The sequence below is a fragment of the Streptomyces sp. NPDC003042 genome (assembly GCF_053591315.1).
This window is the reverse complement of record NZ_JBSFTP010000024.1, coordinates 43,626-67,560: the sequence shown is the minus strand read 5'-3', so window position 1 is coordinate 67,560 and position 23,935 is coordinate 43,626. Positions and strand designations below refer to the sequence as shown.

At 71.3% G+C, this 23,935-nt stretch carries 17 protein-coding genes and 1 pseudogene; 10 read left to right on the top strand and 8 right to left on the bottom strand.

Annotated features, from left to right (window positions below; translation table 11 throughout):
* The first annotated feature begins 7 nt into the window (after positions 1 to 7).
* From ACWDYJ_RS15135 to ACWDYJ_RS15125, 3 genes are all read left to right on the top strand, one after another.
* Positions 8 to 466: an Lrp/AsnC family transcriptional regulator gene (locus ACWDYJ_RS15135; protein WP_451565977.1), complete on the top strand. Its 459-nt coding sequence runs from the start codon at positions 8 to 10 to the stop codon at positions 464 to 466.
* Between the two features lie 48 nt (positions 467 to 514).
* Positions 515 to 2,119, top strand: a complete 1,605-nt coding sequence (locus ACWDYJ_RS15130) for an outer membrane protein assembly factor BamB family protein (protein ID WP_451565976.1) — start codon at positions 515 to 517, stop codon at positions 2,117 to 2,119.
* 66 nt (positions 2,120 to 2,185) lie between these two features.
* The gene (locus tag ACWDYJ_RS15125; RefSeq protein WP_451565975.1) at positions 2,186 to 3,118 is read left to right on the top strand and encodes a hypothetical protein; all 933 of its coding nucleotides are present in this window, start codon (positions 2,186 to 2,188) and stop codon (positions 3,116 to 3,118) included.
* A gap of 43 nt (positions 3,119 to 3,161) precedes the next feature.
* Here the strand turns inward: ACWDYJ_RS15125 and ACWDYJ_RS15120 are convergent, their stop codons facing one another.
* The 8 genes and pseudogenes from ACWDYJ_RS15120 to ACWDYJ_RS15085 form a co-directional block, all read right to left on the bottom strand.
* On the bottom strand, positions 3,162 to 6,056 hold the full coding sequence (locus tag ACWDYJ_RS15120; protein ID WP_451565974.1) for an NHLP bacteriocin export ABC transporter permease/ATPase subunit: 2,895 nt from the start codon (positions 6,054 to 6,056) through the stop codon (positions 3,162 to 3,164).
* A gap of 1 nt (position 6,057) precedes the next feature.
* Positions 6,058 to 8,337, bottom strand: a complete 2,280-nt coding sequence (locus tag ACWDYJ_RS15115) for an NHLP family bacteriocin export ABC transporter peptidase/permease/ATPase subunit (RefSeq protein ID WP_451565973.1) — start codon at positions 8,335 to 8,337, stop codon at positions 6,058 to 6,060.
* Positions 8,334 to 9,140, bottom strand: coding sequence for an HlyD family efflux transporter periplasmic adaptor subunit (locus ACWDYJ_RS15110; RefSeq protein WP_451565972.1), 807 nt, complete (start codon positions 9,138 to 9,140; stop codon positions 8,334 to 8,336). Before ACWDYJ_RS15110 ends, ACWDYJ_RS15115 begins: the two co-directional genes overlap by 4 nt.
* 106 nt (positions 9,141 to 9,246) lie before the next feature.
* A complete protein-coding gene (locus ACWDYJ_RS15105; protein WP_451565971.1) occupies positions 9,247 to 9,477 on the bottom strand; it encodes a hypothetical protein in 231 nt (76 codons plus the stop codon).
* Between the two features lie 453 nt (positions 9,478 to 9,930).
* Positions 9,931 to 10,449: an O-acetyl-ADP-ribose deacetylase gene (locus ACWDYJ_RS15100; protein ID WP_451565970.1), complete on the bottom strand. Its 519-nt coding sequence runs from the start codon at positions 10,447 to 10,449 to the stop codon at positions 9,931 to 9,933.
* The gene (locus tag ACWDYJ_RS15095) at positions 10,449 to 11,867 is read right to left on the bottom strand and encodes a phytoene desaturase family protein (RefSeq protein ID WP_451565969.1); all 1,419 of its coding nucleotides are present in this window, start codon (positions 11,865 to 11,867) and stop codon (positions 10,449 to 10,451) included. The genes ACWDYJ_RS15100 and ACWDYJ_RS15095 overlap by 1 nt, the downstream gene beginning before the upstream one ends.
* 133 nt (positions 11,868 to 12,000) lie before the next feature.
* Complete coding sequence (locus ACWDYJ_RS15090) at positions 12,001 to 12,825, bottom strand: inositol monophosphatase family protein (protein WP_451565968.1); 825 nt, start codon at positions 12,823 to 12,825, stop codon at positions 12,001 to 12,003.
* A 130-nt stretch (positions 12,826 to 12,955) separates the two neighbouring features.
* A pseudogene (locus ACWDYJ_RS15085) lies at positions 12,956 to 13,231 on the bottom strand (hypothetical protein); the annotation flags it as partial.
* 759 nt (positions 13,232 to 13,990) lie between these two features.
* On the opposite strand from ACWDYJ_RS15085, the gene ACWDYJ_RS15080 reads away from it, so the two are divergent.
* The 7 genes from ACWDYJ_RS15080 (at position 13,991) to ACWDYJ_RS15050 (ending at position 23,865) form a co-directional block, all read left to right on the top strand.
* Positions 13,991 to 14,971: a LuxR C-terminal-related transcriptional regulator gene (locus ACWDYJ_RS15080; RefSeq protein WP_451565967.1), complete on the top strand. Its 981-nt coding sequence runs from the start codon at positions 13,991 to 13,993 to the stop codon at positions 14,969 to 14,971.
* A 378-nt stretch (positions 14,972 to 15,349) separates the two neighbouring features.
* Positions 15,350 to 15,682 carry a hypothetical protein gene (locus ACWDYJ_RS15075; RefSeq protein WP_451565966.1) on the top strand — a complete coding sequence of 111 codons (333 nt, stop codon included), beginning with the start codon at positions 15,350 to 15,352 and terminating at the stop codon, positions 15,680 to 15,682.
* A gap of 434 nt (positions 15,683 to 16,116) precedes the next feature.
* Positions 16,117 to 16,398: a phosphopantetheine-binding protein gene (locus ACWDYJ_RS15070; protein WP_451565965.1), complete on the top strand. Its 282-nt coding sequence runs from the start codon at positions 16,117 to 16,119 to the stop codon at positions 16,396 to 16,398.
* 273 nt (positions 16,399 to 16,671) lie between these two features.
* Positions 16,672 to 17,409 carry a GNAT family N-acetyltransferase gene (locus ACWDYJ_RS15065; RefSeq protein ID WP_451565964.1) on the top strand — a complete coding sequence of 246 codons (738 nt, stop codon included), beginning with the start codon at positions 16,672 to 16,674 and terminating at the stop codon, positions 17,407 to 17,409.
* Entirely contained in the window at positions 17,406 to 20,693 is a 3,288-nt protein-coding gene (locus ACWDYJ_RS15060) for an AMP-binding protein (RefSeq protein ID WP_451565963.1), read from the top strand. Before ACWDYJ_RS15065 ends, ACWDYJ_RS15060 begins: the two co-directional genes overlap by 4 nt.
* Positions 20,690 to 23,101, top strand: coding sequence for an amino acid adenylation domain-containing protein (locus ACWDYJ_RS15055; protein ID WP_451565962.1), 2,412 nt, complete (start codon positions 20,690 to 20,692; stop codon positions 23,099 to 23,101). Before ACWDYJ_RS15060 ends, ACWDYJ_RS15055 begins: the two co-directional genes overlap by 4 nt.
* Positions 23,102 to 23,229: 128 nt before the next feature.
* Positions 23,230 to 23,865 (top strand): 4'-phosphopantetheinyl transferase family protein, encoded by a 636-nt coding sequence (locus ACWDYJ_RS15050; RefSeq protein ID WP_451565961.1) that lies wholly within the window; start codon positions 23,230 to 23,232, stop codon positions 23,863 to 23,865.
* Positions 23,866 to 23,935: the final 70 nt, after the last annotated feature.

The window sequence follows — 23,935 nt, the reverse complement described above, 5'->3', positions numbered from 1 at the left end:
AGTGGCCATGGACGCAGTCGATCTGCAGATCATCCGGGAATTGCAGGCCGACGGACGGCTGTCCAACCAGGATCTGGCCGACCGCGTCCGGCTCTCCCCCTCCCCCTGCCTGCGCCGCGTCCGGCGCCTGGAGGAGGCGGGCCTCATCCGCGGCTACACGGCCATGGTCGACCAGGTGGCCTTCGGCCTCCCGGTCACCGTCTTCGTCCGCATCCGCCTGGAACGCCACACGGCGGAGGCGGTCCGGCTCTTCGAGGAGCACGTCGCGGTCATCGAGCACATCCAGGACTGCTACCTGATGGCGGGCAGCAGCGACTACCTGCTGCGCGTCGTCATCGAGGACCTGGAGGCCTACGAGGCCCTGGTCCGCCACCGGATCCACGCCATCCCCGGCATCGCCTCGATCGAGTCGAGCTTCGCGTTCGGCAGCGTCAAGCAGTCCCGTACGTACCCCCGCCCCAAATAGTCTAAAAATCTATTCTAGAAATAGAGCTCTACGGGCCACACTCTCCCCATGACCGGTCGCACACCCGGCGTACCGCCGGAACCCTTCGGCGGTCACCGCCACCACCCCTCGGCACCTGCCGGCTTCGGGCCTCCGCCCGAACCGTTCGAGCAGCGACCACTTGGTCAAGTCCCGTACGGGCAGCCGCGGCCCAAGGTCCGCCCGGCCGTGGTCGTCGCGGCGCTGATCGGCGTCCTGCTGCTCATCGGTGGCGGCGTGTACCTCACGGCCGGCGGTGAGCGCGGCAAGCCCGTCGCGCAGGAGGGCCAGAAGGGCAAGGAGGGCAAGGAATCGGCCACGCCCTCCGTTTCACCCTCCGTCGACCAGGGCGACGGCACGGGCTCCGGTGTCGGCCCCTCCGTCTACGATCCCAATGCCGGCATCCAGCCGGGTGAGGCGCCGGTCTGGCTGCGTGACAACCAGACCGAGGTCGTCGGCGGGGGAGTCTCGCAGTACGGTCCGTGGCGCGTGGGCGACGTGGTCGTCAAGGCGATGGAGAAGGAGGTCACCGCCTACGCGGTGGCCGACGGTCAGGAGAAGTGGAAGGTCTCGCTGCCGACACCGCTGTGCGGGGCGCCGCGGGCTCCGTCCACGGACGACAAGCTGGTCCTCGGAGTGCGTGAGGACGATTCGACGTCCTCACACTGCACGGCCCTCCAGCAGATCGACCTGGCCACGGGCAAGGCGGGGTGGAGGACGCCGGTGCCGCCGGAGAACTCCTCCGACAGGAATCTGGCGTTCGAGATGGCGATCAGCGGTGACACCGTCGCCGTCGCCCGGTCGGCCGTCATGAGCGGCTTCTCGGTCACGGACGGCCGCAAGCTCTTCGGTACGTCGAACACGAACGGCTGCAGCCCGGACACGTTCGCCGGCGGCTCGCGGCTGATCGCCGTACGCAACTGCTTCGACCCGAAGGGCTCCCTCTCGTCCGCACAGGTGATGGTCCAGGAAGTGGACCCGGCGACGGCCGTCCCCAAGTGGAGCCACCAGTACGGCAAGGGCTGGGCCATCGGCCGCGTCCTCGCCGTGGACCCACTGGTCGTCGCCGCCTATCACAAGGACAACAAGGCCTGGAACATCACGGCGTTCACCGCGGAGGGCCAGATCCGTTCGCAGAGCGACGCGGCGTTCGGGGTCAGCGGCCGGTGCAACGGATGGGGCAACGGAAGCGACCGCCTCCAGGACTGCCACGCCTCCGTGGCCGACGCCGACACGCTGTACATCGGCGCGGGCAAGGCCGACGGCAGCCTCGGCATCGACGACACCAACCAGGTGGTCGCCGTCGACCTGAACACGGCCAAGGAGAAGTGGCGCACCGCCCCGCAGCCCAAGGGCCGCACCATGTGGCCGCTCGCGGTCGAGGACGGCAGGATCGTCGTGTACGTCTCGCCCGGCAGCGGCGAGGCGGGTGCGGTCGTGTCTCTCGCACCGGCCGACGGCGCCTCGCAGCCGGTCCTGCGGAGCCCTGCCGCGGCCGCCGGCGCCGAGGGCGTCTTCTACACCCACAGCGTCCGCATCGCCTGGGCGGGCGGACGGCTGTTCCTGCTCAACGGCCGCGTGTACAGCCCGGAGCCCGGGAAGGCGAGCCGCGCGATCCTCTCCTTCGGCAAGTAGGCCGGCAGGCGTGTACGTACGGAAACAGGCACCGGCCGTCGTCCCGGGCCGCATCAGGAGGGCACTGTGCACAACCCGCCGGACCCCAGTCAGAACCCGTACCGGCAGACGGAATACGGCCCCGCGCAGCAGGGTCCGGCCCGCGGCCCGTACCAGCCGCCCTTCCCGCCGTATCCAGTGGGCGCGGGCGGCGCGATCGGGACGCCCAGGCGGCAGCAGGACGGCAAGAGGCGCAGGACCGTCGTCGTCGGGCTCTGTGCGCTGACCGCCGTGGCGGTCACCGCTGCCGTCGTCGGCTTCGTGGTCGTCGGGCACAAGGGCAAGGACCGCCCACCGGCGGCCGCCCCCGCCTCCCCGTCCTCTTCCACGTCCTCTTCCTCGTCCGCCAACCCGCTCATCGCGGGCTGGAAGACCGTGGTCAATCCCAAGCACGGCACCGCTTTCGACGTCCCTCCGGAATGGGAGGTCGCCTCGCCCGACATCTTCAGCGGCTACTCGGACAACAAGGACCCCGACAAGGTCCTCATCGGGCACACGGCACCCGCCTTCTACAAGTCGAAGTGGTGCAGCATCGACGCGGACGGCGACGGGCAGGTCACGGACGTCAGGCTCGCCGCCGTCGGTACCAAGGGCGCCGACGGCGCCAAGGACACCGCCGAGGTCGCCGAGAAGACCGCGCCGACCTGGGTCTACGCCGCGTACACCCAGCCGGACAAGAGCCTGGTGAAGTGGGACAAGCCGGTGGAGTTCACCACGAAGTCCGGAGTCAAGGGAAGTTACGTCAAGGCCCGCTCCGAGGGAGCCGTACAGTCCCACCGGTGCTCTGGCGACGGCCAGGCGGTCGTCTTCGGTTTCAAGAACTCCAAGGGCGGCTTCGTCGCGTGGGACTTCTACGGACGGACGGGCGTGCCGGGCGCCGTCGGCGACGACCTGATCATGCGCATCCTGAGCACGGTCCGCCTCGCGGGCGATCCGGCGGAGCCCGCGCCCCCGCTCTGACCGGCGGAGCCGGACCCCCGACCGCGCCGACGGCCGGGTCGGTTCAGCGCAGTTGGCGGCGGACCAGGTCGTGGAAGAGGCCCGCCGTGTCGGCGAGCAGTTCGGCCGGTGGGCCCTGCTGGACGATGCGGCCGTTCGCCATGGCGATCACCCGGTCGGCGTCCATGATCGTGGACAGCCGGTGGGCGATCACGATACGGGTGGCGGCCAGGGTGCGGGTGGATTCGATGACCACGCGCTGGGTCTCGTTGTCCAGCGCGCTGGTGGCCTCGTCGAAGAACAGGACGCGAGGCTTGCGGATGAGGGCCTGCGCGATCATCAGCCGCTGGCGCTGTCCGCCCGAGACGGTGCCGCCGCCGTCGGACAGCATGGTGTGCATGCCCATCGGCATGGCCTTGATGTCCTCGGCGAGGCCTGCCATCGCGGCGGCTTCCCACGCCTCCTCGAGCGAGAACGTCCCGGCGCCGCGGATGCAGTCGAGGATCGAACCGGTGAAGGGCTGGGCGTTCTGCAGGACGACGCCGCACTGGCGGCGCACGGCCGCCTGGTCGAGCGCCGCCAGGTCCTGGCCGTCGTACAGCACACTGCCTTCGGAGGGTTTGTCGAAGCCGATGAGCAGCCTCAGCAGTGTCGATTTGCCGCAGCCGCTGGCCCCGACGATCGCGACGAACTCGCCTTGGCGGACGCGGAAGCTGACGTCGTCCAGGACCAGCGGGCCGTCGTCGCTGTAGCGGTAGGACAGGCCGCGGGCCTCGACGGCGCCGGTCAGCTCGCCCGGTCGGGTACTGGAGCTGCCCGCCTCGGGCATCTCGCGCAGGACCGGCTTGATCTGCTCGAACATCGGCAGCACCGCGGCGGCCGAGATGAGCGCGCCGGTCAGCTGCGTGACCGAGGACAGCAGCATCGTCAGGGCGGTGCTGAAGGTGAGGAACGCGCTGGCGGACATGGCGCCGCGGGCCGGCCCGGCCAGCAGCATGAACATCACCAGCGTGCACAGCGGCAGGTAGACGGCGCCCAGCACCGTGATGACGTTCTGTACCCGGCCGATGCGCTGCTGCAGGTCCCGGGTACGGGCGAACTCCCGTGCCCAGGCGGCGTAGGCGAAGCTCTCGGCCGCCGCGACCCGCAGCTTGGGCAGTCCGCGCAGGGTCTGGAAGGCCTGGTTGTTCAGCTGGTTTCCGAGCTTGATCAGCCGGCGCTGATAGCGCAGCTGCCACAGTCCCAGAGCGAGGAAGACCACCGCGATGACGACGAGCATGGCGACCGCCGCCATCGCCAGCGGCACGCTGTAGACGAGCAGCAGCACGAGGTTCATCGTGCCGACCGCGCTCGCCTGCACGCAGACCGAGCCGATACCGGCGAGCACGCGGCGAATCGAGCTGATGCCCATGGCCGCACTGGCCAGTTCGCCGGTGGAGCGGCCGGCGAAGAACTTCGTCGGCAGCCGCAGCAGCCGGTCCCACACCGCCGGCTGCAAGGTGGCCTCGATGCGGCCCTCCATGCGCAGGATGGAGACGTTCTGGAGCAGCATGAAGGCGGCCGAGACGACGCTGGTCGCGATGAGCGCCACGGCGGTCTGCACGATGAGGCCGGTCTCGGCCTGGGGGACGTACTGGCCGAGCACCTTGCCGGTGGCGATGGGCACCAGCGCGCCCAGGAGCACGGCGACGAGCCCGCCCAGGATGAGGCTGCGCAGCTCCGAGCGGGTGCCGCGCACGCTGAAGCGGAGCAGCGCCGGCAGGCCCACCCGCCCGTCGGGCAGGGGGCGGTAGAGCATGACGGCGTACGGTTCGAAGGTGGCCTCACCCGCCTGACCGCCACCCTTACCGCCCTTACCGCCCTTACCGCCCTCACCGCCCTTGCCGACGCGCTCGCGCCTGCCGGTGGCGGGATCGACCGCCTCGTAGCCTCCGCGCCGCCACAGCAGGGCGACCGGCGTCCCGTCCTTCTCGCGCCGGCCGACCAGGGGACCGCTGTTCTCCCGCCACCAGCGCCCGCTGAGCCTGACCACGCGGGTGCGGATCCGCGAGGCGAGCGCGATGCGTTCGACGGGGTCCATCTGCTCGGACGTACTCGCCTCGCCCGGTTCGGACAGGGTGATGCGGGCCTCGTCGGCGACCAGGCGGCACACGGCGAAGGTCGCGTCGACGCTCGCGCCACGGTGGGAAGGGCTGCCGGAGCGGTCGATGGAGGCCAGCAGCGTGCGGTCCGCGTGGGTCCGGGCTGCCCGCCCGGCCGCGATTCCGGCCGCCGTACGGTCCTCGTGGGCGCGTTCGAGCTGCTCGATCCAGTGGTCCAGGGCGTACAGCAGCCGGTACTGCTGGTCGACCATGCCCTGCCACATCGCCGCGTCGACGAGGAGGGCGTCGGCCATGCCCTCCTCGTAGACGGCGCCGTACTGCACGCTGCCAGGACTGATCCGCATCCACAGGATGTCGTCGTCGGCCCCGCCCTGCCCGGTGGTGGCGCGGCCGTCCAGGGGTGCCTCGTACAGCACGCGCAGGCCACGGCCGACGCCGCGCGCGAAGGCCTCCTCCAGAGGGCTCGACTGTCCTGCGGGGGCGCCGTACTCGCCTTGTTCGGCCCACCACTGAGGTGACGTGGCACCGTATTCCGCTGCGGGCAGCTCCCGCAGTTCGATGCGGCGCAGCCGGCACCCCTGCAGGGGTCGGCCGACCAGGGTGTGCTCCGGGCCCTCGGCCGGGCCCAGCAGCAGTGTGCCCGCCTCCAGCCGGCCCAGGAAGTGCCAGTGTCCGGCCTGAGCGGCGTCGACGGCGAAGAGGTCCAACTCGCCCTGTACGACGAGCCACAGGACGAGCGGACCCTCCAGCGGCAGGCTGCGCAGGCCGGTGCAGTCGACCGGCGAGCCCAGTGCGCCCAGGGCCTCGACGACCGGGTCGAGGGGTGGGGCGACGGTGGCGTGGTGCGGGTACGTCACCTCAGTGCTCCTTGACCAGTTCGGCGTACGGGCCCTGCGCGGCGACCAGATACTCGTGCCGGCCGCGTTCCACGACCGTGCCCCGGTCGAGGACGACGATCTCGTCGCTGTCGCGCACGGTGCTCAGCCGGTGGGCGATGACCACACAAGCGCAGCCGCGGCGGCGCAGGTTGTCGATGATGACCTGCTCGGTCACCGCGTCCAGCGCGCTGGTCACCTCGTCGAGGACCATGACGCTGGGGCGGCGCACCAGCGCCCGGGCGATCTCCAGGCGCTGGCGCTGGCCCCCGGAGAAGTTCCGGCCGTCCTGCTCGACGCGGCTGTGGATGCCGCCGGGGCGGCGGGCGACCACGTCGTGGACGGCGGCGTCCTGGAGGGCGGCGATGACGGCCTCGTCCGGGACGGAGGGGTCCCACAGCGCGATGTTGTCGCGGACGGTGCCTTCGAAGAGGAAGACGTCCTGGTCGACGAAGGAGACGGAGGCGGCCAGTGCGCCGCGCGGGATGTCCTGCAGCCGCATCCCGTCGATGCGGATGGCTCCTTCCCAGGGGGTGTGGAGGCCGGCCATCAGCCGGGAGACGGTGGACTTGCCGCTGCCGGAGCCGCCGACGAGCGCGACCTGCTGCCCGGGTCCGACCGAGAGCGAGAAGCCCTTCAGCAGCGGGGCGTCCAGGGGGCTGTAGCCGAAGGTGATGTCGTCCAGCTCCACATGGCCCTTGAGGCGGCGGGTTCCGGCGGCGGGTTCGCGCCGCGAGTAGACCGGGTCGACGGGGAAGTTCTCGACGTCCTTGAGGCGGGCGACGTCGGCCGCGAAGTCCTGGATCCGTCCGGCGACGCCGTTCAGGCGCGTGATCGGCGCGGTGAAGCTGGTCACCAGGGCCTGGAAGGCGACGAGCAGACCGATGGAGAGGTGCCCTTCCACCGCCCGCAGGCCTCCGATCATCAGGATCAGCGCGCTGTTGAGCGCCGCCAGCGTGGGCGCGACGATCGCCAGCCACGCGCTGGGCACACCGAGCCTCTGCTGCACGTCGAGGGTGACCGCGTGCTGTCCGGCCCAGCGGCGGAAGAAGCCGTTCTCACCGCCGGTGGCCTTCATCGTCTCGATGAGCTGGAGGCCGCTGTAGGACGTGTTCGTCAGCCGGGCGCTCTCGGCGCGCAGCTTCTGGGTACCGGTGGCCCGCAAGTGGATCACGATCCGCATGGCCGCCACGTTGAGCAGGGCGATCAGCACGCCGACGACGGTGAGCTGCGGATCGTACGTCCACAGCAGCACCGCGTAGAGCACGACCACCACGGCGTCCACGCCGGCGGCGGCGAGGTCTCGGGAGAGGGTCTCGGCGACCGCGTCGTTGGACTGGAGGCGCTGGACCAGGTCGGCCGGGTTGCGCTGGGAGTAGAAGGTGACCGGAAGCCTGAGGAGGTGCCGCAGGAAGCGGGCACTGCCCAGGGTGGAGGAGATGATGCGCCCGCGCAGCAGATTGGCCTGCTGGAGCGCGGTGAGCGTCCCGGTGAGCACCAGGGTGACGGCCATCGACGCGAACAGCACGCCCAGCAGGGACGTCTGCTCCCCGATGAGGAACATGTCGATGTACGTACGGCTCAGGGCCGGCGCCGAGGCGCCGACGGCCACCAGCAGGAGGCTGGAGATCACGGCGGCGGCCATGGTGCCCGAAGTGCCGCGCAGGCGGGCCGGCATGGCGCCCAGGACGCCCGGCTTGCGGCCGCCGCGGCGAAAGCCCTCGCCGGGCTCGAAGGTGAGCACGACACCGGTGAAGCTGGTGTCGAACTCCTCCATGGGGATGAACCGGCGGCCCTTGCCGGGGTCGTTGACGTACACGCCCCTGCGGCCGAAGCGGCGGCCCGTGCCGTCGTAGACGACGTAGTGGTTGAACTCCCAGAAGAGGACGGCCGGGGCGCTCACCTCGGCGAGCGCGGCCAGGTCCATCTGCATGCCCTTGGCCTTCAGCCCGTAACCGCGGGCGGCCTTGAGGAGGTTGCTGGCGCGCGAGCCGTCGCGGGAGACGCCGCAGGAGATGCGCAGCTCCTCCAGGGGGACGAAGCGGCCGTAGTGGCCGAGGACCATGGCCAGGGCGGCGGCGCCGCACTCCACCGCCTCCATCTGGAGCACGGTGGGGGTGCGCACGGGCCGGGGCGTCCTGCCCCTGGGGGCGGGCGCGGATCGGCGGCGCGTGCCGCCCTTGGGCTCGGGGCGGTGGCGCCGACGTCCGGCGGGAGGGAGCTGGGGCGCTCCCACGGGAGCCCCTGTCCGCGGGGCGCTCACGGCAGAAGCCAGTCGACGGGGCGCTGTGCGGCGAGGTGGACGGCGCCGGTGACCGGCGTCGTGGAGTCGACGGCGTGCGGGGGCCCGTCCGGGGAGGACCACCGGTAGCCGGACGTGGTGGCGGAGGACCGCTCCAGTTCCACGAGCACCGCGACCGGGTTGCCCTGTCGGGTGAACGCCTCGGCGAGCCCTCTGTCGCCGAGGAAGCCGCTGATCTGCGCCTGTGTCTGGGGCGCGCGCCCGACCGCCTTGACGCGGCCGCGCAGCACGCCGAACCGGTGCTGGGGGGCGGACTGGACGCTCAGGTCGACCGGGGCGCCCACGGTGATCGCCCCGCCGCTGCCGCCCGGCACGTACAGCACGGCGACCAGCGGGTCGTCCGCGTTCTTCACGCGTTCCACGGTCGCCACGTCCGCGCCGGCCGTGACGACCGCGCCCACCTTGGCGAGCAGTGTCGTCAACCGGCCGCCGGTCACCGCGCGCACGGGCCGGTCGCCCTGCTCCGTGCGGACGTTGAGCAGGGGCGCGCCGGTCTCCAGAAGCCGTCCCTCCACGGCGAGGACCGCGGTCACCTGTCCCGCGACGGGGCTTTGCAGCACGTAGCTGCCGTCGGCGTGGGTGAGGATTCCGGGTGCGCTCAGCTTGGAGGACACGGTGCCGGTGAGGGCCCAGAAGGTCGCGGCGGCCATGACGACGACCGTGACGGCCAGTACGAGCCGCCCCTGGGGGCGCGCGAAGCGTACGGGCAAATCGAGTTCTTCGGGCGATTGCAGCTTGGAAAGAGCCTTTTGGCGAAACTGCACGGACTATTCCTTCAACTGCATTCGTTTCGGTCGGGCATGCGGGCACCCGTGAACCCCGGAGCCGTGGGGGATGCTCCGGGGTTCATGGGTTCGTGGGATATCCCACTCAGCGACCGGTGTTCACCGAAACGCCGGTGATGTTCGAGACCAGGCCGGGGGCGTAGGCGACGAGGCCCTGCGTGGCCTGGACGGTGTCGAGGGAGCCCACGACACCCAGGACGCTGCTGACGTCGCTGGTCACAGCGCCGGCCAGGCCACCGTTCACGCTGATGATGCCGCCGGAAACGGCGTCCAGCTCGGTGTCGGCGATCTCGCGGGTCTCGATGTCGTGACGCATTATGCGCACCTTTCATTTGTCGGGGGATTCTCACCGCGACAGGCCGACGGTCCGGAATTCAACCGTCATTTCTTTGGCTGCCTCGGTGCGCACGATGAAAGCACGCGAACGGGTGGCCCGGCCAATCCTGTTGACGCCCTCCGAGGGGCGGACGGGCACCTCTGACGACGGGTGTGCAGCTTCATTCACCGAAAAGTGACGACTTCTTCACAAGATCGAGTAACAGATACGCGCCGCCCGTTCCCTACATGGAACACAACGGGGCAAACCCACACCAAACAGATGGATCATTTCCGGCATATCGGTGAGCTGTGATGGCGGACGCCCGCGGTCACGCACACGATGTGCAGATTTTCGGGAGGCGCGCGGGGTGATGGGCCCATCACGCCCGGTGCGTTCCCCGGGCAGCGTCGAGCGGCCGCGGGGCGTCCCCACGGCCTCGGTGACGACCGGCTATCGGACGGCCTCGGCCGCCGCCTCGAAGGCCGCGTAGGCCGCCGCGTCGAAGAGCACGAAGCGGACCTCCTCGACCCGGGTCCGGGCCGCCCGTACGGTCTCGACCGCGATCCGGGCACCGTCGTCCATCGGCCAGCCGTAGATCCCGGTGGAGATGGCGGGGAACGCGACCGTACGCGCCCCCAGTTCGTCGGCCACGCGCAGCGACTCCCGGTAGCAGGAGGCGAGCAGGTCGGAGCGGTCCTCGTCCCGCGACCAGACCGGGCCGACGGTGTGGATGACGTGCTCGGCCGGGAGGCGGCCGGCCGTGGTGGCGACCGCCTGACCGGTCGCGAGGCCCTTGCCGTAGTGGGAGCGCCTCAGGTCCTCGCAGGCCGCGAGGATCTCGGGGCCGCCGCGACGGTGGATGGCTCCGTCCACTCCCCCGCCGCCGAGCAGCGAGGAGTTCGCGGCGTTGACCACCGCGTCCGCCTTCTCGGCGGTGATGTCGCCCTGGACGAGGGTGATGCGGACCATCAGGAGGCCTTTCTCAGATGACGCCACACCGCCTTCGCGGCGTTGTGGCCGGACATGCCGTGGACGCCCGGGCCCGGCGGCGTGGCCGAGGAGCAGAGGAAGACCGCAGGGTGGGCCGTGGTGTAGGGGGACAGGGTCAGCTTCGGGCGCAGCAGGAGCTGGAGGCCGGAGGCGGCGCCGCAGGCGATGTCCCCGCCGACGTAGTTGGGGTTGCGGGCGGCGAGCTGGGGCGGGCCGGCCGTGGCGCGGGCCAGGACCAGGTCGCGGAAGCCCGGGGCGAAGCGCTCCAGCTGCCGTTCGACGGCCTCGGTGAGGTCGCCGTCCCAGCCCGCCGGGACGTGCCCGTAGGCCCAGAACACGTGCTTGCCCTCGGGCGCCCGGCCGGGGTCGACCAGGCTGGGCTGCGCGGTGATGAGGAAGGGGTTGCGCGGCGCCCGGCCGCCGGAGGCCAGTTGCAGGGCGGCGTCGATGTCGCGGGTGCCGGGGCCGACCTGGACGGTGCCGGCCCGGCGGGGAGCCTCGGCTGTCCAGGGCACGGGGCCGTCCAGCGCGTAGTCGATCTTGAAGACGGACGCGCCGTACTTGTAGCCGTCGTACGCGCGGCCCAGGCGGGCGATCCGGGCCAGCGCGGTCGGCGAGGTGTCGAAGACGTACGCGCGGGCCGGGGGCAGATCGTCGAGCCGCTTGACCTCGAAGCCGGTGTGGACGACGCCGCCGAGGTCCCGCAGGTACCCGGCGAGGGCGTCGGAGATGGACTGCGAGCCGCCGCGCGGCATCGGCCAGCCGCCCGCGTGCGCGGCGAGCGCGAAGACCAGGCCGACGGCGCTGGTGCCGATCCCGCCCAGCGGGGCGATGACGTGCGCCACGAGCCCGGCGAACAGAGCACGCGCGCGGTCGTCGCGGAAGCGCCGCAGCAGCCAGGTGGAGGGCGGCAGTCCGGCCAGCCCGAAGCGGGCCAGGGTGAGGGGGTCCCGGGGCAGGGCGGTGTTCGGCAGGGACATGAAGTCCCGGGCGAGGGTGTCCCATCTGCCGAGGTAGGGCGCGACCAGGCGCCGGTAGGTGCCCGCGTCACGCGGCCCGAAGGAGGCCGCGGTCTCGGCGACCGACCGGGAGAGGACGGCGGCCGTGCCGTCGTCGAAGGGGTGCGCCATGGGCAGCGGGGCGTGCAGCCACTCCAGGCCGTAGCGCTTCAGCGGCATCGTCGCGAACACCGGGGAGCCTGCGCCGAGCGGGTGCACCGCCGAGCACGGGTCGTGCCGGAAGCCGGGGAGCGTCAGCTCCTCGGTGCGGGCTCCGCCGCCGACCGTCTCCGCGGCCTCGAAGACGGCCACCGAGTAGCCGCGCCGGGCCAGTTCGACGGCGGCCGTCAGCCCGTTGGGCCCCGCCCCCACCACGACTGCGTCGAGAATCGACGGCACTGACAGCTCCTTCGTCCGGCGGCGACACGACCGCCAGGATATTCCGCCCGTCCATACGTCCTCTGCCCACCGCACCACCCGCCAACCCGGTAAACCCGGCCAAGGGCTGTCCCGTAAATCCCCGGTGGATCAGTTAGGCGCCCCGCAGCAGCTCGCGGATCCGGACGACCGTGGCCTCGTCGCGGCCCACCGCGAAGGGCAGGACGTTGTCCCGGTCCACCCGGAAGGGGACCCCGTCGACGGTGCTCTGCGCGCCGCCCGCCTCGGCGACCAGCAGCAGCCCGGCCGCGTGGTCCCACGCCGAGGGCCAGGTGAAGGCCAGGCCGTCCATCTCGCCGCGCGCGACCTTCAGGTACTCCAGGCCCGCCGAACCGCAGGGCCGGGGAGCGACGCCGGGCACATCCAGCCGGGCGAGCCTGTGCTTGTCCTCCTCGGAGGTGTACAGGGGGTGGGCCACCGCCACCCGCAGCTCGGCGCCGGGCTCCGGCGAACCGCTGTGGATCCGCTCGCCGTTGACGTACGCGCCCTGTCCGCGCACGGCGGTCGCCATCTCCTCCAGCACCGGGGCGAAGGTCCAGGAGGCGAGGATCTCGCCCCGCTGGGCCAGCGCCACCAGGGTGCAGAAACCGGGGTCGCCGCTGACGAACTGGCGGGTGCCGTCGACCGGGTCGACGATCCACACGGGGGCGTCCGCGCGCAGCGCCCCGTAGATGTTCGGGTCGGCGTGCACGGCCTCTTCCCCGACCACCGCCGAGCCGGGCAGCAGCCGGGTGAGCGAGGCGGTGAGGTGCTCCTCCGCCAGCCGGTCGGCGACGGTCACCAGATCGTGCGGACCGCTCTTCTGGTCCACCTCGTGGTCGGCGAGCTGCCGGTATCTCGGCATGATCTCAACCGCCGCCGCTTTACGGACGGCCTCTTCGACTGCGGACAGGCCATGGACGAGAAATTCATCGATCATGTCTCCAGCAAAACATGCCGGACCGACAAACCCCACCGCCCGTTCCGGTCGGCGGGCCGGACACCGGATGGACACCTGGTGAACCGCTCCGTCCCGGCGCGTCGGGGAACCGGTAGCCCTGGCGGGACTTGATGTACGACGGGGCCGCCACGCGGATGGTGATCGCGTCCGGGTCCCGGCCGGCGGCCACGGCGGCCACGGCGGCCTCCCGGTCGCGGATGACGTCGATGGCCTCCCCCAGCCGGGCCGGGGTGTCGGGTCTGCGCCCGGCGACCCGCATCGCCGAGTCCCCGCGTCCGATCCCGCACACGGTCCGGTTGCCGTACATGGAGTTGAGGGTGGCGAACGGCTCCTGCCACAGCCCCTCGGAATCATCCGAGTGCCGCTTTCCGCCGCGCTCGCCCCGGCTTGAGGTGGCCGCATTGATTGAATGATGAAATTAACCTGCCTTCAAAACACGGCGTCTTTGCGTCTGGACCACCGAATGCGGGGAGGGATGCCCTGTGATGCAAGTTACATTGACGCGGGGCCGTCGCTGCGTAAGGTGATCACCGGCTTATCGAGGCTGCGGCGGACTTTAGCGGTGGATCCACCCCCACCTTTCCCCGCATTTCACGAACAAGCGGAATAAGAGGGGGCCTGCGGGCGAAATGATTCGTCCCGTAATGGGGAGACGCGCGGATCTCCCGGTATGTACGCGGTTGAGGAACCGCGTCGGTGAGGCCCGCCCGGGGTGGGCTCCGCCAGCCGCGCTGGAGCGGGGACCGCGGAGGCGGTCGGCCGGTCGGGAGCGGAGGGGACTCGCGGGCCGGCGGTAGCAGGCGGGGGGCCTCTCGGCCTCCGCGGGGGAAGTGCCCCGGCGCTCCGCCCGCGGTCGTGACCTTCCCGGTGACGAGTTCCCCGCGGCCGTCGGGACCGTCCCCGCCACCGACGGGCCGCCGCCAATGAAATAGTGGCGCCGGTTAGCCGCGCTAACAGGCGGCCACTGTCCTCGAAATTCCGATTTCGGCAAAGTCCGAGTCGTCCCGGGTGCTTCGATCGAGCCCATCCTCCAACTTCCTCCACTCGTATTGACCTGCACATAGGGGCGGGTATGCTGTCACTCGCGCGATCGGGAACTGTGTGTGCGATCCCGGATGCGGAACGACCACAGGGGGAGCGGTAAATGCTCGAGAGCATCGGCCTTAAGAATCGTGACCACGACGTTTATCGGGCACTTCTCGTCCACCCCGGATGGGATATGCCGGACATCGGGCAGAATCTCGGCATGGGGGAGGCCGAGGTCCGCGAGTCGCTGGACCGCCTGACCCGGTTCTCGCTCCTCCGCTCCGCCTCGGGAACCGAGCCGCTCGTACCGGCCAGCCCCGAGCTCGGGCTCCTTCCCCTCCTGCAGGACCTGGAAGCCGAACTGGACGAACGCCGTGCCAGGCTGTCACGGGACCGGGCGATGCTGGCGGCTCTGACGTCCGAATACACCGCACGGCGCGTGCAGAACGACGTGGCGGGCGTCGAGCGTCTCGTGGGCCTGGACGCGGTGCGCTCCCACCTGACGCAGCTCGCCGAGGGAGCCGCCTGCGAGGTGCGTGCGTTCATGCCGGGGCCGGCGCTCAGCCAGGGGGCGCTGGACGCGTCACGCCCCCTCGACGTGCAGAGCCTGGCGCGGGGCGTCCGGATGCAGACCATCTACCTGGAGACGGTGCGCAAGGACCCGGCGACGGTCGAATACGCCACCTGGTTCGCCCAGCAGGGAGGCCAGACACGCACCATGCCCTGGCTGCCGATGCGTCTCATCCTCTGCGACCGCTCCGTGGCCGTGCTCCCGGTGAAGCCGGACGCGAGCGAGGAGGGGGCGTTCGTCATCCGGCTCACCAGCATCGTCACCGCACTCAACCAGCTCTTCGACCTGACCTGGGAACGCGCCACCCCGCTGGGAGAATCCTGCGCGCCCCACTGCGATGGCCCTGGCGAGCGCGAGCTGGCACTGCTCAGGATGCTCGAGGACGGTCACACCGACGAAGTCATCGCACGCAAGCTCGGGGTGTCGATCCGCACGGTCCGGCGCCTGATGGCGGACCTGCTCAAGACGCTGAACGCCGAAAGCCGGTTCCAGGCAGGCGTGCAGGCCACGCGGCGCGGGTGGATCTGACAACTCGCCGCAATGGGTGAGGACTGAATGGTGATCGGGGAAGGTGCCAGGCCCTCGAAGTGAGAGGGTCCCTTTCCTTCCGTCGGGGCGCGGCACCGGGAATTACGCCTCGACCGCGGCGTCCTGAGGCCCTGCGACGCTTGTTCACCGTCACGTCACGTGATATCGATGAGGGGCATCCCGCGCGTGACACCCGCGAAGCCGGGCCCGCCGGTCTTCGTCGGCCGTTCCAATCGAACTGCCGTGATATCGGCGAAAACGCGCCAGCGTTCATCCTGGAGCGATCGGGTGCGGCCCCATGGCCACCTCGTGCCATGGCACCAGGTGGCCGTATCAGTCATCATTTGATGTGCTCAAAGGCTGGCTATGGTGTGCCCTGTGTATGCCATCAAGGTGTTCCTGCAGTCGCCGAACGGTGCTCGAACCACCGGTCTGGCGGGCAGCGCCGACATCGGGGACCGGCTCCTCGGCGACCCCCAGCCCGGAGTCGCCCACGTCAGCCTGATCCCGCTGTCCTCGCAGTTCGTGGCCATGACCTTCGTGGTCGCCACTGATCTCGGAGCCGCCGAACGACTGGCCGCCGCAGCGTGGGACGCCTGGCTCGACCGTGAATGGTCCGCGGGCTGGAAAGTGTCCTCGTGCGGGGCCGATCTGCTGCTGGGTGTCTGGGCGGCTGCGGAGTCTTTCCTCCGCCAACCTGGCTCAAACTGACCGGTTGGTGCCATGGCCTACATGGGCCACCCGGAATCGTCGACACCGGTAAGTGGCTGCGACCACTATCGGTCAGGACGGGGGGCGGCGCGCCGCGTCGGACGATTACGCGGATCCGCCCATTTTCTTCTGTCTCCCACACTTACCCGTGTGGTTCCAGGCATGCATTTTCCTTGAGAGGTATCCGTGCACGACCGCATGAACCGAGTGTTCCGGACAGCTGTTCTCTCCCTTCTCATTGCCCTTCCGCTCCTTTTCGCCCGCGGTGTGCTCCCCGACGAGACCACGGCAGCCGCTCCGGTGGTCCACGAGGAAGAGCATGTGGTGCTGGCGCCCGCGAACTGGGCCTGGGACTAAGGGCTGTCCGGAAGGCCGTGGCCGACACCCACCGACTGATGACTCCCCGGCGCGAGCCGAGAAAGAAGCAGCTACTGATGCAGACCGACATGACGCCGGGCGAACTCACCGACCGCGTGCGGGCCATCTGGGCCGAGGTCCTCGGCCGTTCCGACTTCAGCGACAGCGACAGCTTCTTCGAGACGGGCGGGCACTCCCTGCTCGCGTCCAAGGTCATGGCACGGCTCGGCCGTTCGGTCGGCATGCGGCTCTCCATGCAGCTGATCTTCGACCACCGCACGGTGGAGCGGTTGGCGGGCGCCGTGTACGCCCAGGTCTCCGCGCGGAACACCGCCTGCCCGGAGACGACGACGGCATGACCGACCCGGCGACCGTGCGACGCGAGCGGCGGTCGCGGCATCGCCCACGCGTACGCGTACCCGTCGTTGTGTGAGATGACGGCGCAGGCACCGCCCGTTCTCACGGCCGGTCCAGTCTCCGGCGCTCAACTCCGAGGCGCTCCGCCCGAGACGCGGGAGATACCGGTCCGAACGGCGTTTCGGCCCGACCGGCCGGACACGGTCGAGGCGGTGCCGGCCCGTCGTCCGGAACAGCGAACCACCCCTATCTTTTCTTTCCTGGAGTCACGCCCCATGTCCCATGTCGTCGTCGCCAACGGTGAAGGCCAGCATTCTCTGTGGCCGCACGCCCTGGACATTCCCTCCGGCTGGCAGGCCACCGGATTCTCCGGCACCGAGGAGGACTGCCTCGGTCACATCGCGGACGTCTGGACCGACATGCGCCCCCGCTCCCTGCGGGACCTGTCCGCGGCCGTACCGAACGTCCTGGCGACCGAACGGTTCGTCCTGCGCGAGCTGACAGGTGACCAAGTCGCCGCGCTGCTCCGGGACGACGCGTCGGGCGACGACTGGGCACCCGGCTACCCCTTCGCCGGTACGCGCGCCGCGGCCACCGGATTCGGGAGGCGGACCGGGGACCAGCACGTTCGGGGCTTCGGCATGTACCAGGTCGTACGGTGCGCCGATGGCCGGGTCATCGGCGACATCGGCTTCCACGCCCCGCCGCACGAGGAGTCCGTCGAGGTGGGCTTCGGCCTCGTGGAATCCGGCCGTGGCGCCGGGTACGCGAGCGGTGCGCTCCACGAGCTGACGTGCTGGGCGCTGGCCCAGCCCGGCGTCACCACCGTCGTCGCGCGCACGCCGAAGGACAACACCGCGTCACAGGCCGTACTGGAGCGGGTCGGCTTCCGCCGGACCGCCGAAGAGGCGGAGCTGCTTCACTACGCGCTCACGGTCGAAGGCCGCGAGCAGACCGGGTCGCGCTCGCTCGGGCGTGGTCTCGTCACCGACGGCGGACGGGGCGGCGCATGACGGTGGTCCGGCGGCCGAGCGCCGTGCTCTCGCACCCCAAGGACATCCCGACCTCCGCGACGATCCACGGAGGTGTCGCCGCCACCGCCGCCCTGCGTCCCGATGCGGTCGCCCTGCGGTACGGGGACGGTCTGACCGTCAGCTACGGAGAACTCGACGCGGCGGCGAACCGACTCGCCGCCGAGTTGCTGGAACGGGGCATCGGTGAAGGCGACTTCGTACCGGTCCTGGTTCCGCCCTGCCCAGTACTGCCCGCCGTACTGCTGGCGGTGCTCAAGACCGGTGCGGCATACGTGGCGTTGCCTGTGGACTGGCCGGCCGGGCGGCTCCAGCAGATCGCCGACAGGTGTGACGCCCCCGTCCTGCTCGTCGGCGACACCGTGGCGGTCGCGCCGGCGGGACGGGAGAGCGTACGCGTCCCGGCCGACATCACGGCCCTCGCGCCGGGCCGGACCGGAGAACCGGTCCCCGCCGCCGGCTCGGCGGACTCGCCGGCCTGTGTCTTCTTCACCTCCGGCTCCACCGGAGAGCCCAAGGGGGCCGTGTCACCGCACGGGGCGACCCTGCGGCTCTTCACGCCCACGCCCTACTCCTGCGAGCCCGTCGCTCCGTTCGACGACGTCCCGGACCTGTTTCCCGGTCAGGCCCCGATCGGGCACTTCGGTCCGCGTACCGTCACGCTGCGCTCGTCCTCGGTGGCCTGGGACCTGGCCTCCATGGAGACGTGGGCGCCGTTGCTGAGCGGCGGGTCCGTGGCCTACGGCGCTCCCGGTCCGCTCACTCCGGCCGCCCTCCGGGAAGCGGTGAGGGTCCACGGTGTCAACACGCTCGTGATCACGCCATCACTCCTGAACACCCTCGTGGACGAGGCCCCGGAGTGCTTCGACGGCATTGCCCAGGTGATGTCCGGGGGCGAGCGGATGTCGACCGAACACGCGCGACGGCTGCTGACGGCCCACCCGACGCTTCACCTGGTGAACGGATACGGGCCGGTCGAGTGCACCATCCTGGCCACGGCGGTTCGCGTCCACGACGCGGCGGGCCTCGAGGACGCCGTCGACGTGCCCATCGGCACGGCGTTGCCGGGCACCCTCGTGGTCGTGACCCGGGAGGACGGCGGCGTCGCGGACCGGGGCGAGATCGGCGAGATCCTGCTGGGCGGACCCGGACTCGTCCGCGAGTACCTCGGGGACCCGCGGCAGACGGCGGAACGCTTCGTCGAGTCGGTGCTCCCGACTGAGATCACCGGTCTGCCGGACGGCACCCGCGTCCGGCTCTACCGGACCGGCGACCTCGGCATCCTCGACGAGGACGGAGTGCTCTGGTACCGCGGCCGGGCAGACCGCCAGCTCAAGATCCGCGGGGTCCGTGTCGAGCCGGCGGAGACCGAGGCCGCACTGCGCCGCGAGCCGGGCGTGCGGGACGCCGCCGTGGTTCCGCTGCGCGATGCGCGGGAGCGGCCCATCGGGCTCGCCGCCTGGATCACCGGCGCCGAGGGGCTGGACGTCACAGCGCTGCGGGAGAGGTTGGTCTCGCTGCTGCCCGGACCACTGGCGCCGCGGTGGATAGGCCGGCTCGACGCGTACCCGCGCAACGGCTCGGGCAAGACCGACTACCCGGAGCTGGAACGCCGCGCCGCCCGTCAGGCCACCGCACTGAGCGGTTCCACGCCCGCGCGGGGGCCGGAAGAGGAGGCGGTGGCGGCCGTGTTCGCCGCCGTCCTGGGCGCCCCGCGGGCATGGGCGGACACCCATCTGATCCACTCCGGTGGTGATTCCCTGGCCGCCGTCCGGATCGCGCACCGGCTCACGCTCGGCACGGGCCGCCGGGTCACGGCCGCCGACGTGCTGTCGGCCCCACGTGTCGCGGAACTCGCGGCGCGCATCAGCGAGCTGCCCCGGACATCCGATGCCGCGCCGAGTGCGGACGGCGGGAGCGAGAGCGCCGAGTCACCTCTGTCCGCGGGCCAGATCCGGATCTGGCTCACCGAGCAGCTCGCCCCGGGATGCCCGCAGAACCTGGTCCACCGCACCACCGCATTCGAAGGACCGCTCGACATCCCGGCGCTGCGCGCTGCCCTGGGCGATGTGATCGACTGCCATCCGACACTCCGGACGGTCTATTTCGACGACGACGACGGCGTTCCGTTCCAGCGCATCCTGCCGCCCGGCGGCGTCGCGCCCCTGGACGAGATCCGGATCCCGGCAGCGGACCTGCCGGCGCGTGCCCGAGCGGTCGCCGTCACTCCGGTGGACCTCACCACGGGCCCCGTGCTGCGGCTCACCGTGCTGCACGACCCTGACGCGCCCGGACGAGCCACCGCGGTGCTGGCCGTGCACCACATCGCGGTGGACGGCTGGTCCCTCCCGGTCATCGTCGAGGACCTGCGCTCCGCCTACGAGGCACGCTCCCGCGGGGAGGTCCCCGTCCTGCCCGCGGAGGCCGTGGGATACGCGTCCTGGCACAGGGCGGAGGCGGCCATGGCCGACCCCGCCGAACGGGAGCGGCGCGACAGGGCGTGGCGTGAGGAGCTCGTGGGCGTCCAGGACGTACCGCGGACCGCGCCTCCCGCGACGGACGCCGCTACCGGCGGCGGCGCGGCTGCCCCCGGCGAGGGCGTGGGCGTCATCGACGCGCCCGTCGCGGCCGGACCCGTCGCCGCGGTGCGCGACATCGCCCGCTCGGTGGCGGCGACCCCGGCCGTCGTGCTGCTGGCGGTGTTCGCGCAGGCGGTGTCCGACATCACCGGCGCGCGCCGGTTCTGCGTGGCCGTACCAGTGGCGGGCAGGTCGGATCCCAGGCTCGAACGCACGGTGGGGTTCTGTGTGAACACCGTCCCCGTGCGCGTCGACACCGAGCCGGGATCGGACCCGCTCTCGCTCGTGCCGACGCTCCGGGAGCGCTTCCTGCGGGCGCTGCGCGACGAGCTGCCGTTCAACGACATCGTGGCGGCGGTCGGCGGGGACCGCGGCCACCGGATGCCGCTCGTACAGGTCTGCATGGCCTATCAGACGGATACGGACGCCGTCCTGACCCTGCCGCCCGCGCTCTCGCGCCCCGCGCCGACTCCGGCCGGCGACGGTGGTTTCGAGCTCACCTGGGAACTCTGGCCGGCCCACACCGCTGCCGCGGACGCCGCGGTCGCGGGCACGGTGCAGTTCCGCGCCGCGGCCTTCCCCGCCGCCACGGCCCGTGCGCTGCGGGAGCGGCTCGACGCGCTGCTCAGCGCGCTGGACGCCCCGCCGACGCCTCCCTGTCCCGCAGAAAGCGACATCACCGAATGAAGCCCCTGGAAGAAGCCGTGCCCAGCCTCGTGGGGCCGCGGGCCCTGCCCCCGGACGCCTGGAACGACACCGTTCGCCCCTTCGACCGGGAAGCCACCCTCCCCTCCCTGCTCCGCGAAGCCGCGCGCCGGGTGCCCGACCGCCCGGCGCTCCTGGCCGGTACCCGTACCCTGACGCACGCCGAACTCGACCAGCGGGCGGAGCGGTTGGCCAACCACCTGCGCACGCTGGGCGTCGGTAGGGGCTCCCACGTCGGCCTGCTGTCCACCCGATCGGCGGAGGCCGTGGTCAGCCTCCTCGCCGTGCTCAAGGCGGGTGCCACCTATGTGCCGCTGGACATCCGGTGGCCGCGGTCCCGGATCCGCTCGCTCCTCGCCGGCCTGGGCGTCAGCGCCCTGCTCACCTCGCGCGACCAGCTCCCCGCCGTCGGAGTGATCCGCTGGGACGTTCCCACCCTGCGGCACGTCGTCGTGCACGACCTCACGACCGAGAACACCTGGTCGGACTCGTTCGACGAGGAGGCGGTCGGCGACCTCTGGAACTACGTGGCGGAGCTGCCGGACCCCCTGCAGGCCGCCGGCTTCAACATCGGCACCTCCGACCACGTCTACACCACGGACGAAGTGGCGGCCTACCGGGACCGTGTCGTACGACTGGCCCGGGAGGCGCTGCCCACCGGAGGCGCGGTACTGGAGATCGGCTGCGGTTCAGGGCTGATCACGGAAGCCCTCGCGCCGCACGCCGCGCGGTACACCGCCGTCGACCCGGCCGCCTCCGCCGTGGCAGCCGTACAGGACCGGGCCGCCCGCGCGGGCCTCACGCTCGCCGGCGCCACTCTGTTCGCCCACGAGGCCACGACCGCCCTCGACCACCCGGTGGACCTCGTGGTGCTCGCGAGCACCGTCCAGTTCTTCCCCGACATGGACTACCTCGTGCGCGTCCTGTCGGACGTATTGCCGAAGCTGGCCGCGGGCGGTTCCGTGGTGCTCGCCGATCTCGTCGATCCCGAGCTCGGCGAGCACACCGGTCTCAGCGTGCCGCGATCGTTCTTCGGGGCGCTGGGCAGAGCCCTCCCGGGAGCCGTGGTCAGGGTGCTCGGCCGTGACGGGGCGCAGTGGCCCGCCGACCTGGCCACGCGCTACGACGTGGTGATCACGGTCCCGGCCCGGATCCCCGAGGACAACGGACTGCGCGCGCTGCGCTCCTGGACCGGATGGCACGTCGACCGGCGCCCGGCCGCGCCGGTACGGAGCGAGCCCGCTCCGCAGGACATCGCCTACGTCATCTTCACCTCCGGATCGACCGGAGCGCCGAAGGGCGTCATGGTCGACCACCGGGCCGTGGTCAACCTCATCGACTGGATCAACCGCGTCCACGAAGTGGGCGACGCGGACCGGCTGCTGTTCGTCACCTCGTTCTGCTTCGACCTGTCGGTGTACGACATGTTCGGCGTGCTGGCCGCGGGCGGCTCTGTCCGGGTGGTGCCGGACGGAGCGCTGACGGAACCGGACGCCCTGGTGGACCTGCTCGAACAGGAGCCGATCACCATCTGGGACTCCGCTCCCGCGGCGATGGCACACGTGATGCCGTTCCTGGAATGCCGTGACCCGCAGGGACGCGGCGACCTGCGGCTCGTCATGCTCAGTGGTGACTGGATCCCGGTGACCCTGCCGGACGAGATCCGCGGCGAGTTCCCCGGAGCGCGGGTGGTGGCGCTGGGCGGCGCGACGGAGTGCACCGTCTGGTCGAACAGTTTCGCGATCGGGGACGTGGACCCCGCCTGGCCGAGCGTCCCGTACGGCCGTCCCATGCAGAACGCCCGGTACTACGTGCTCGACGCCGGGATGGAACCCTGCCCGATCGGCGTTCCCGGTGACCTCTACATCGCCGGCACCTGCGTGGCCCTGGGCTACACGGGGGCTCCCCGGCTCACGGCCGCGCGGTTCCTGCCGGACCCGTTCGTTCCCGAGGGAGCTCCGGGCGGGGCAGAGGCCAGGATGTACCGCACCGGCGACCGGGCCCGCTGGCTGCCGGACGGGAACCTCGAATTCCTCGGCCGTCTCGACGACCAGGTGAAGGTCCGGGGATACCGCATCGAACTGGGCGAGGTGCAAGCGGCGTTGACCCGGTGTCCGGGGGTCAAGTCCGCTGTCGTCCTCGCCCCCGAGACCCCCCACGGACGGGAGCTGGCAGCGTTCTTCATCCCGGAGCGGACGGCGGCCGACGGTGCTCCGGCGGTGACACCGGACGAGGTTCTGGCTGCTCTCGGCGGCCTCCTTCCCGCGTACATGCTGCCCAGCCGTCTCACTGACGTTCCCTCCTTCCCGGTCGGCCCCACCGGCAAGATCGCCAGGGATCAGCTTCTCGCGGACGCCGGACCGGGGAACACGAACGGCGGCTCCGGGTGACCGAGTCGGAGAGCCGATGGCGGGGGAAGGGGGCGGCGTGGGGGACTTCGCCGGCGGTCCTGACCCACCGAGGCGGCCGGAGCGGGGAGGCCGCCGGCGACCAAGGTGACGAGATCTCCGTCTGGTCGATGCGAGTGCCGTCGGCTCAGCAGCTCGACGCCTTCGACCTGTCCGTGCTCGACGCGGAGGAACGCCGGCGCATGACGACGTACCGGCGCGGGGACGATCGTGTCCGCTACGGCTTCGCGCACGTCGCCCTGCGGCGGATCCTGGCCGCGCGGCTCAACGTCGAGCCGTACGCGGTGAGGTTCGGACGTGATCCCTGCCCGGTCTGCGCAGGGCCGCACGGGCGGCCTGTGCTGGACGCGCCCTCCACGCGGACGCGGTTCTCGCTCTCTCACGGCGGGCAGCGCGTGCTGATCGCCGTCGCCGAGCTGACGGTGGGTGTCGATGTGGAAGGCATCCCGAGCGGCCCGACGGTCAGGGATGTGGCACGCGCCCTGCATCCGGCAGAGCGTGCCGCGATCGAGGCCGTGCCGCTCGCCGAGCGAGGAGCCGCGTTCGCCCGTGTGTGGGCGCGCAAGGAGGCGTACCTCAAGGGCATCGGCACCGGCCTGGGCCGAGGCCTTGCCAAGGACGACACCCGGGCGCCGATCCCGGGTTGGCAGCTCGTCGACCTGCCCGTGGACGACGAGCACGCGGCGGCCCTCGCCGCGCACTCGCCACGACCGCCGACCATCGACGTGCGCCATTCGCTGCCATAGGGAACGGCACCGAAATTCGTTTTTGCCACCCCCTGGAAATCCTCGGGGTTGATATCGGAAAAAGGTTGAC

Bases quoted from the DNA above. Each gene is read 5' to 3' on its own strand.
- ACWDYJ_RS15135 (WP_451565977.1), top strand. From the start codon at position 8: ATGGACGCAGTCGATCTGCAGATCATCCGGGAATTGCAGGCCGACGGA.
- ACWDYJ_RS15080 (WP_451565967.1), top strand. From the start codon at position 13,991: ATGCTCGAGAGCATCGGCCTTAAGAATCGTGACCACGACGTTTATCGG.
- ACWDYJ_RS15060 (WP_451565963.1), top strand. From the start codon at position 17,406: ATGACGGTGGTCCGGCGGCCGAGCGCCGTGCTCTCGCACCCCAAGGAC.
- ACWDYJ_RS15130 (WP_451565976.1), top strand. From the start codon at position 515: ATGACCGGTCGCACACCCGGCGTACCGCCGGAACCCTTCGGCGGTCAC.
- ACWDYJ_RS15070 (WP_451565965.1), top strand. From the start codon at position 16,117: ATGCAGACCGACATGACGCCGGGCGAACTCACCGACCGCGTGCGGGCC.
- ACWDYJ_RS15105 (WP_451565971.1), bottom strand. From the start codon at position 9,477: ATGCGTCACGACATCGAGACCCGCGAGATCGCCGACACCGAGCTGGAC.
- ACWDYJ_RS15065 (WP_451565964.1), top strand. From the start codon at position 16,672: ATGTCCCATGTCGTCGTCGCCAACGGTGAAGGCCAGCATTCTCTGTGG.
- ACWDYJ_RS15090 (WP_451565968.1), bottom strand. From the start codon at position 12,825: ATGATCGATGAATTTCTCGTCCATGGCCTGTCCGCAGTCGAAGAGGCC.
- ACWDYJ_RS15055 (WP_451565962.1), top strand. From the start codon at position 20,690: ATGAAGCCCCTGGAAGAAGCCGTGCCCAGCCTCGTGGGGCCGCGGGCC.
- ACWDYJ_RS15050 (WP_451565961.1), top strand. From the start codon at position 23,230: ATGCGAGTGCCGTCGGCTCAGCAGCTCGACGCCTTCGACCTGTCCGTG.
- ACWDYJ_RS15100 (WP_451565970.1), bottom strand. From the start codon at position 10,449: ATGGTCCGCATCACCCTCGTCCAGGGCGACATCACCGCCGAGAAGGCG.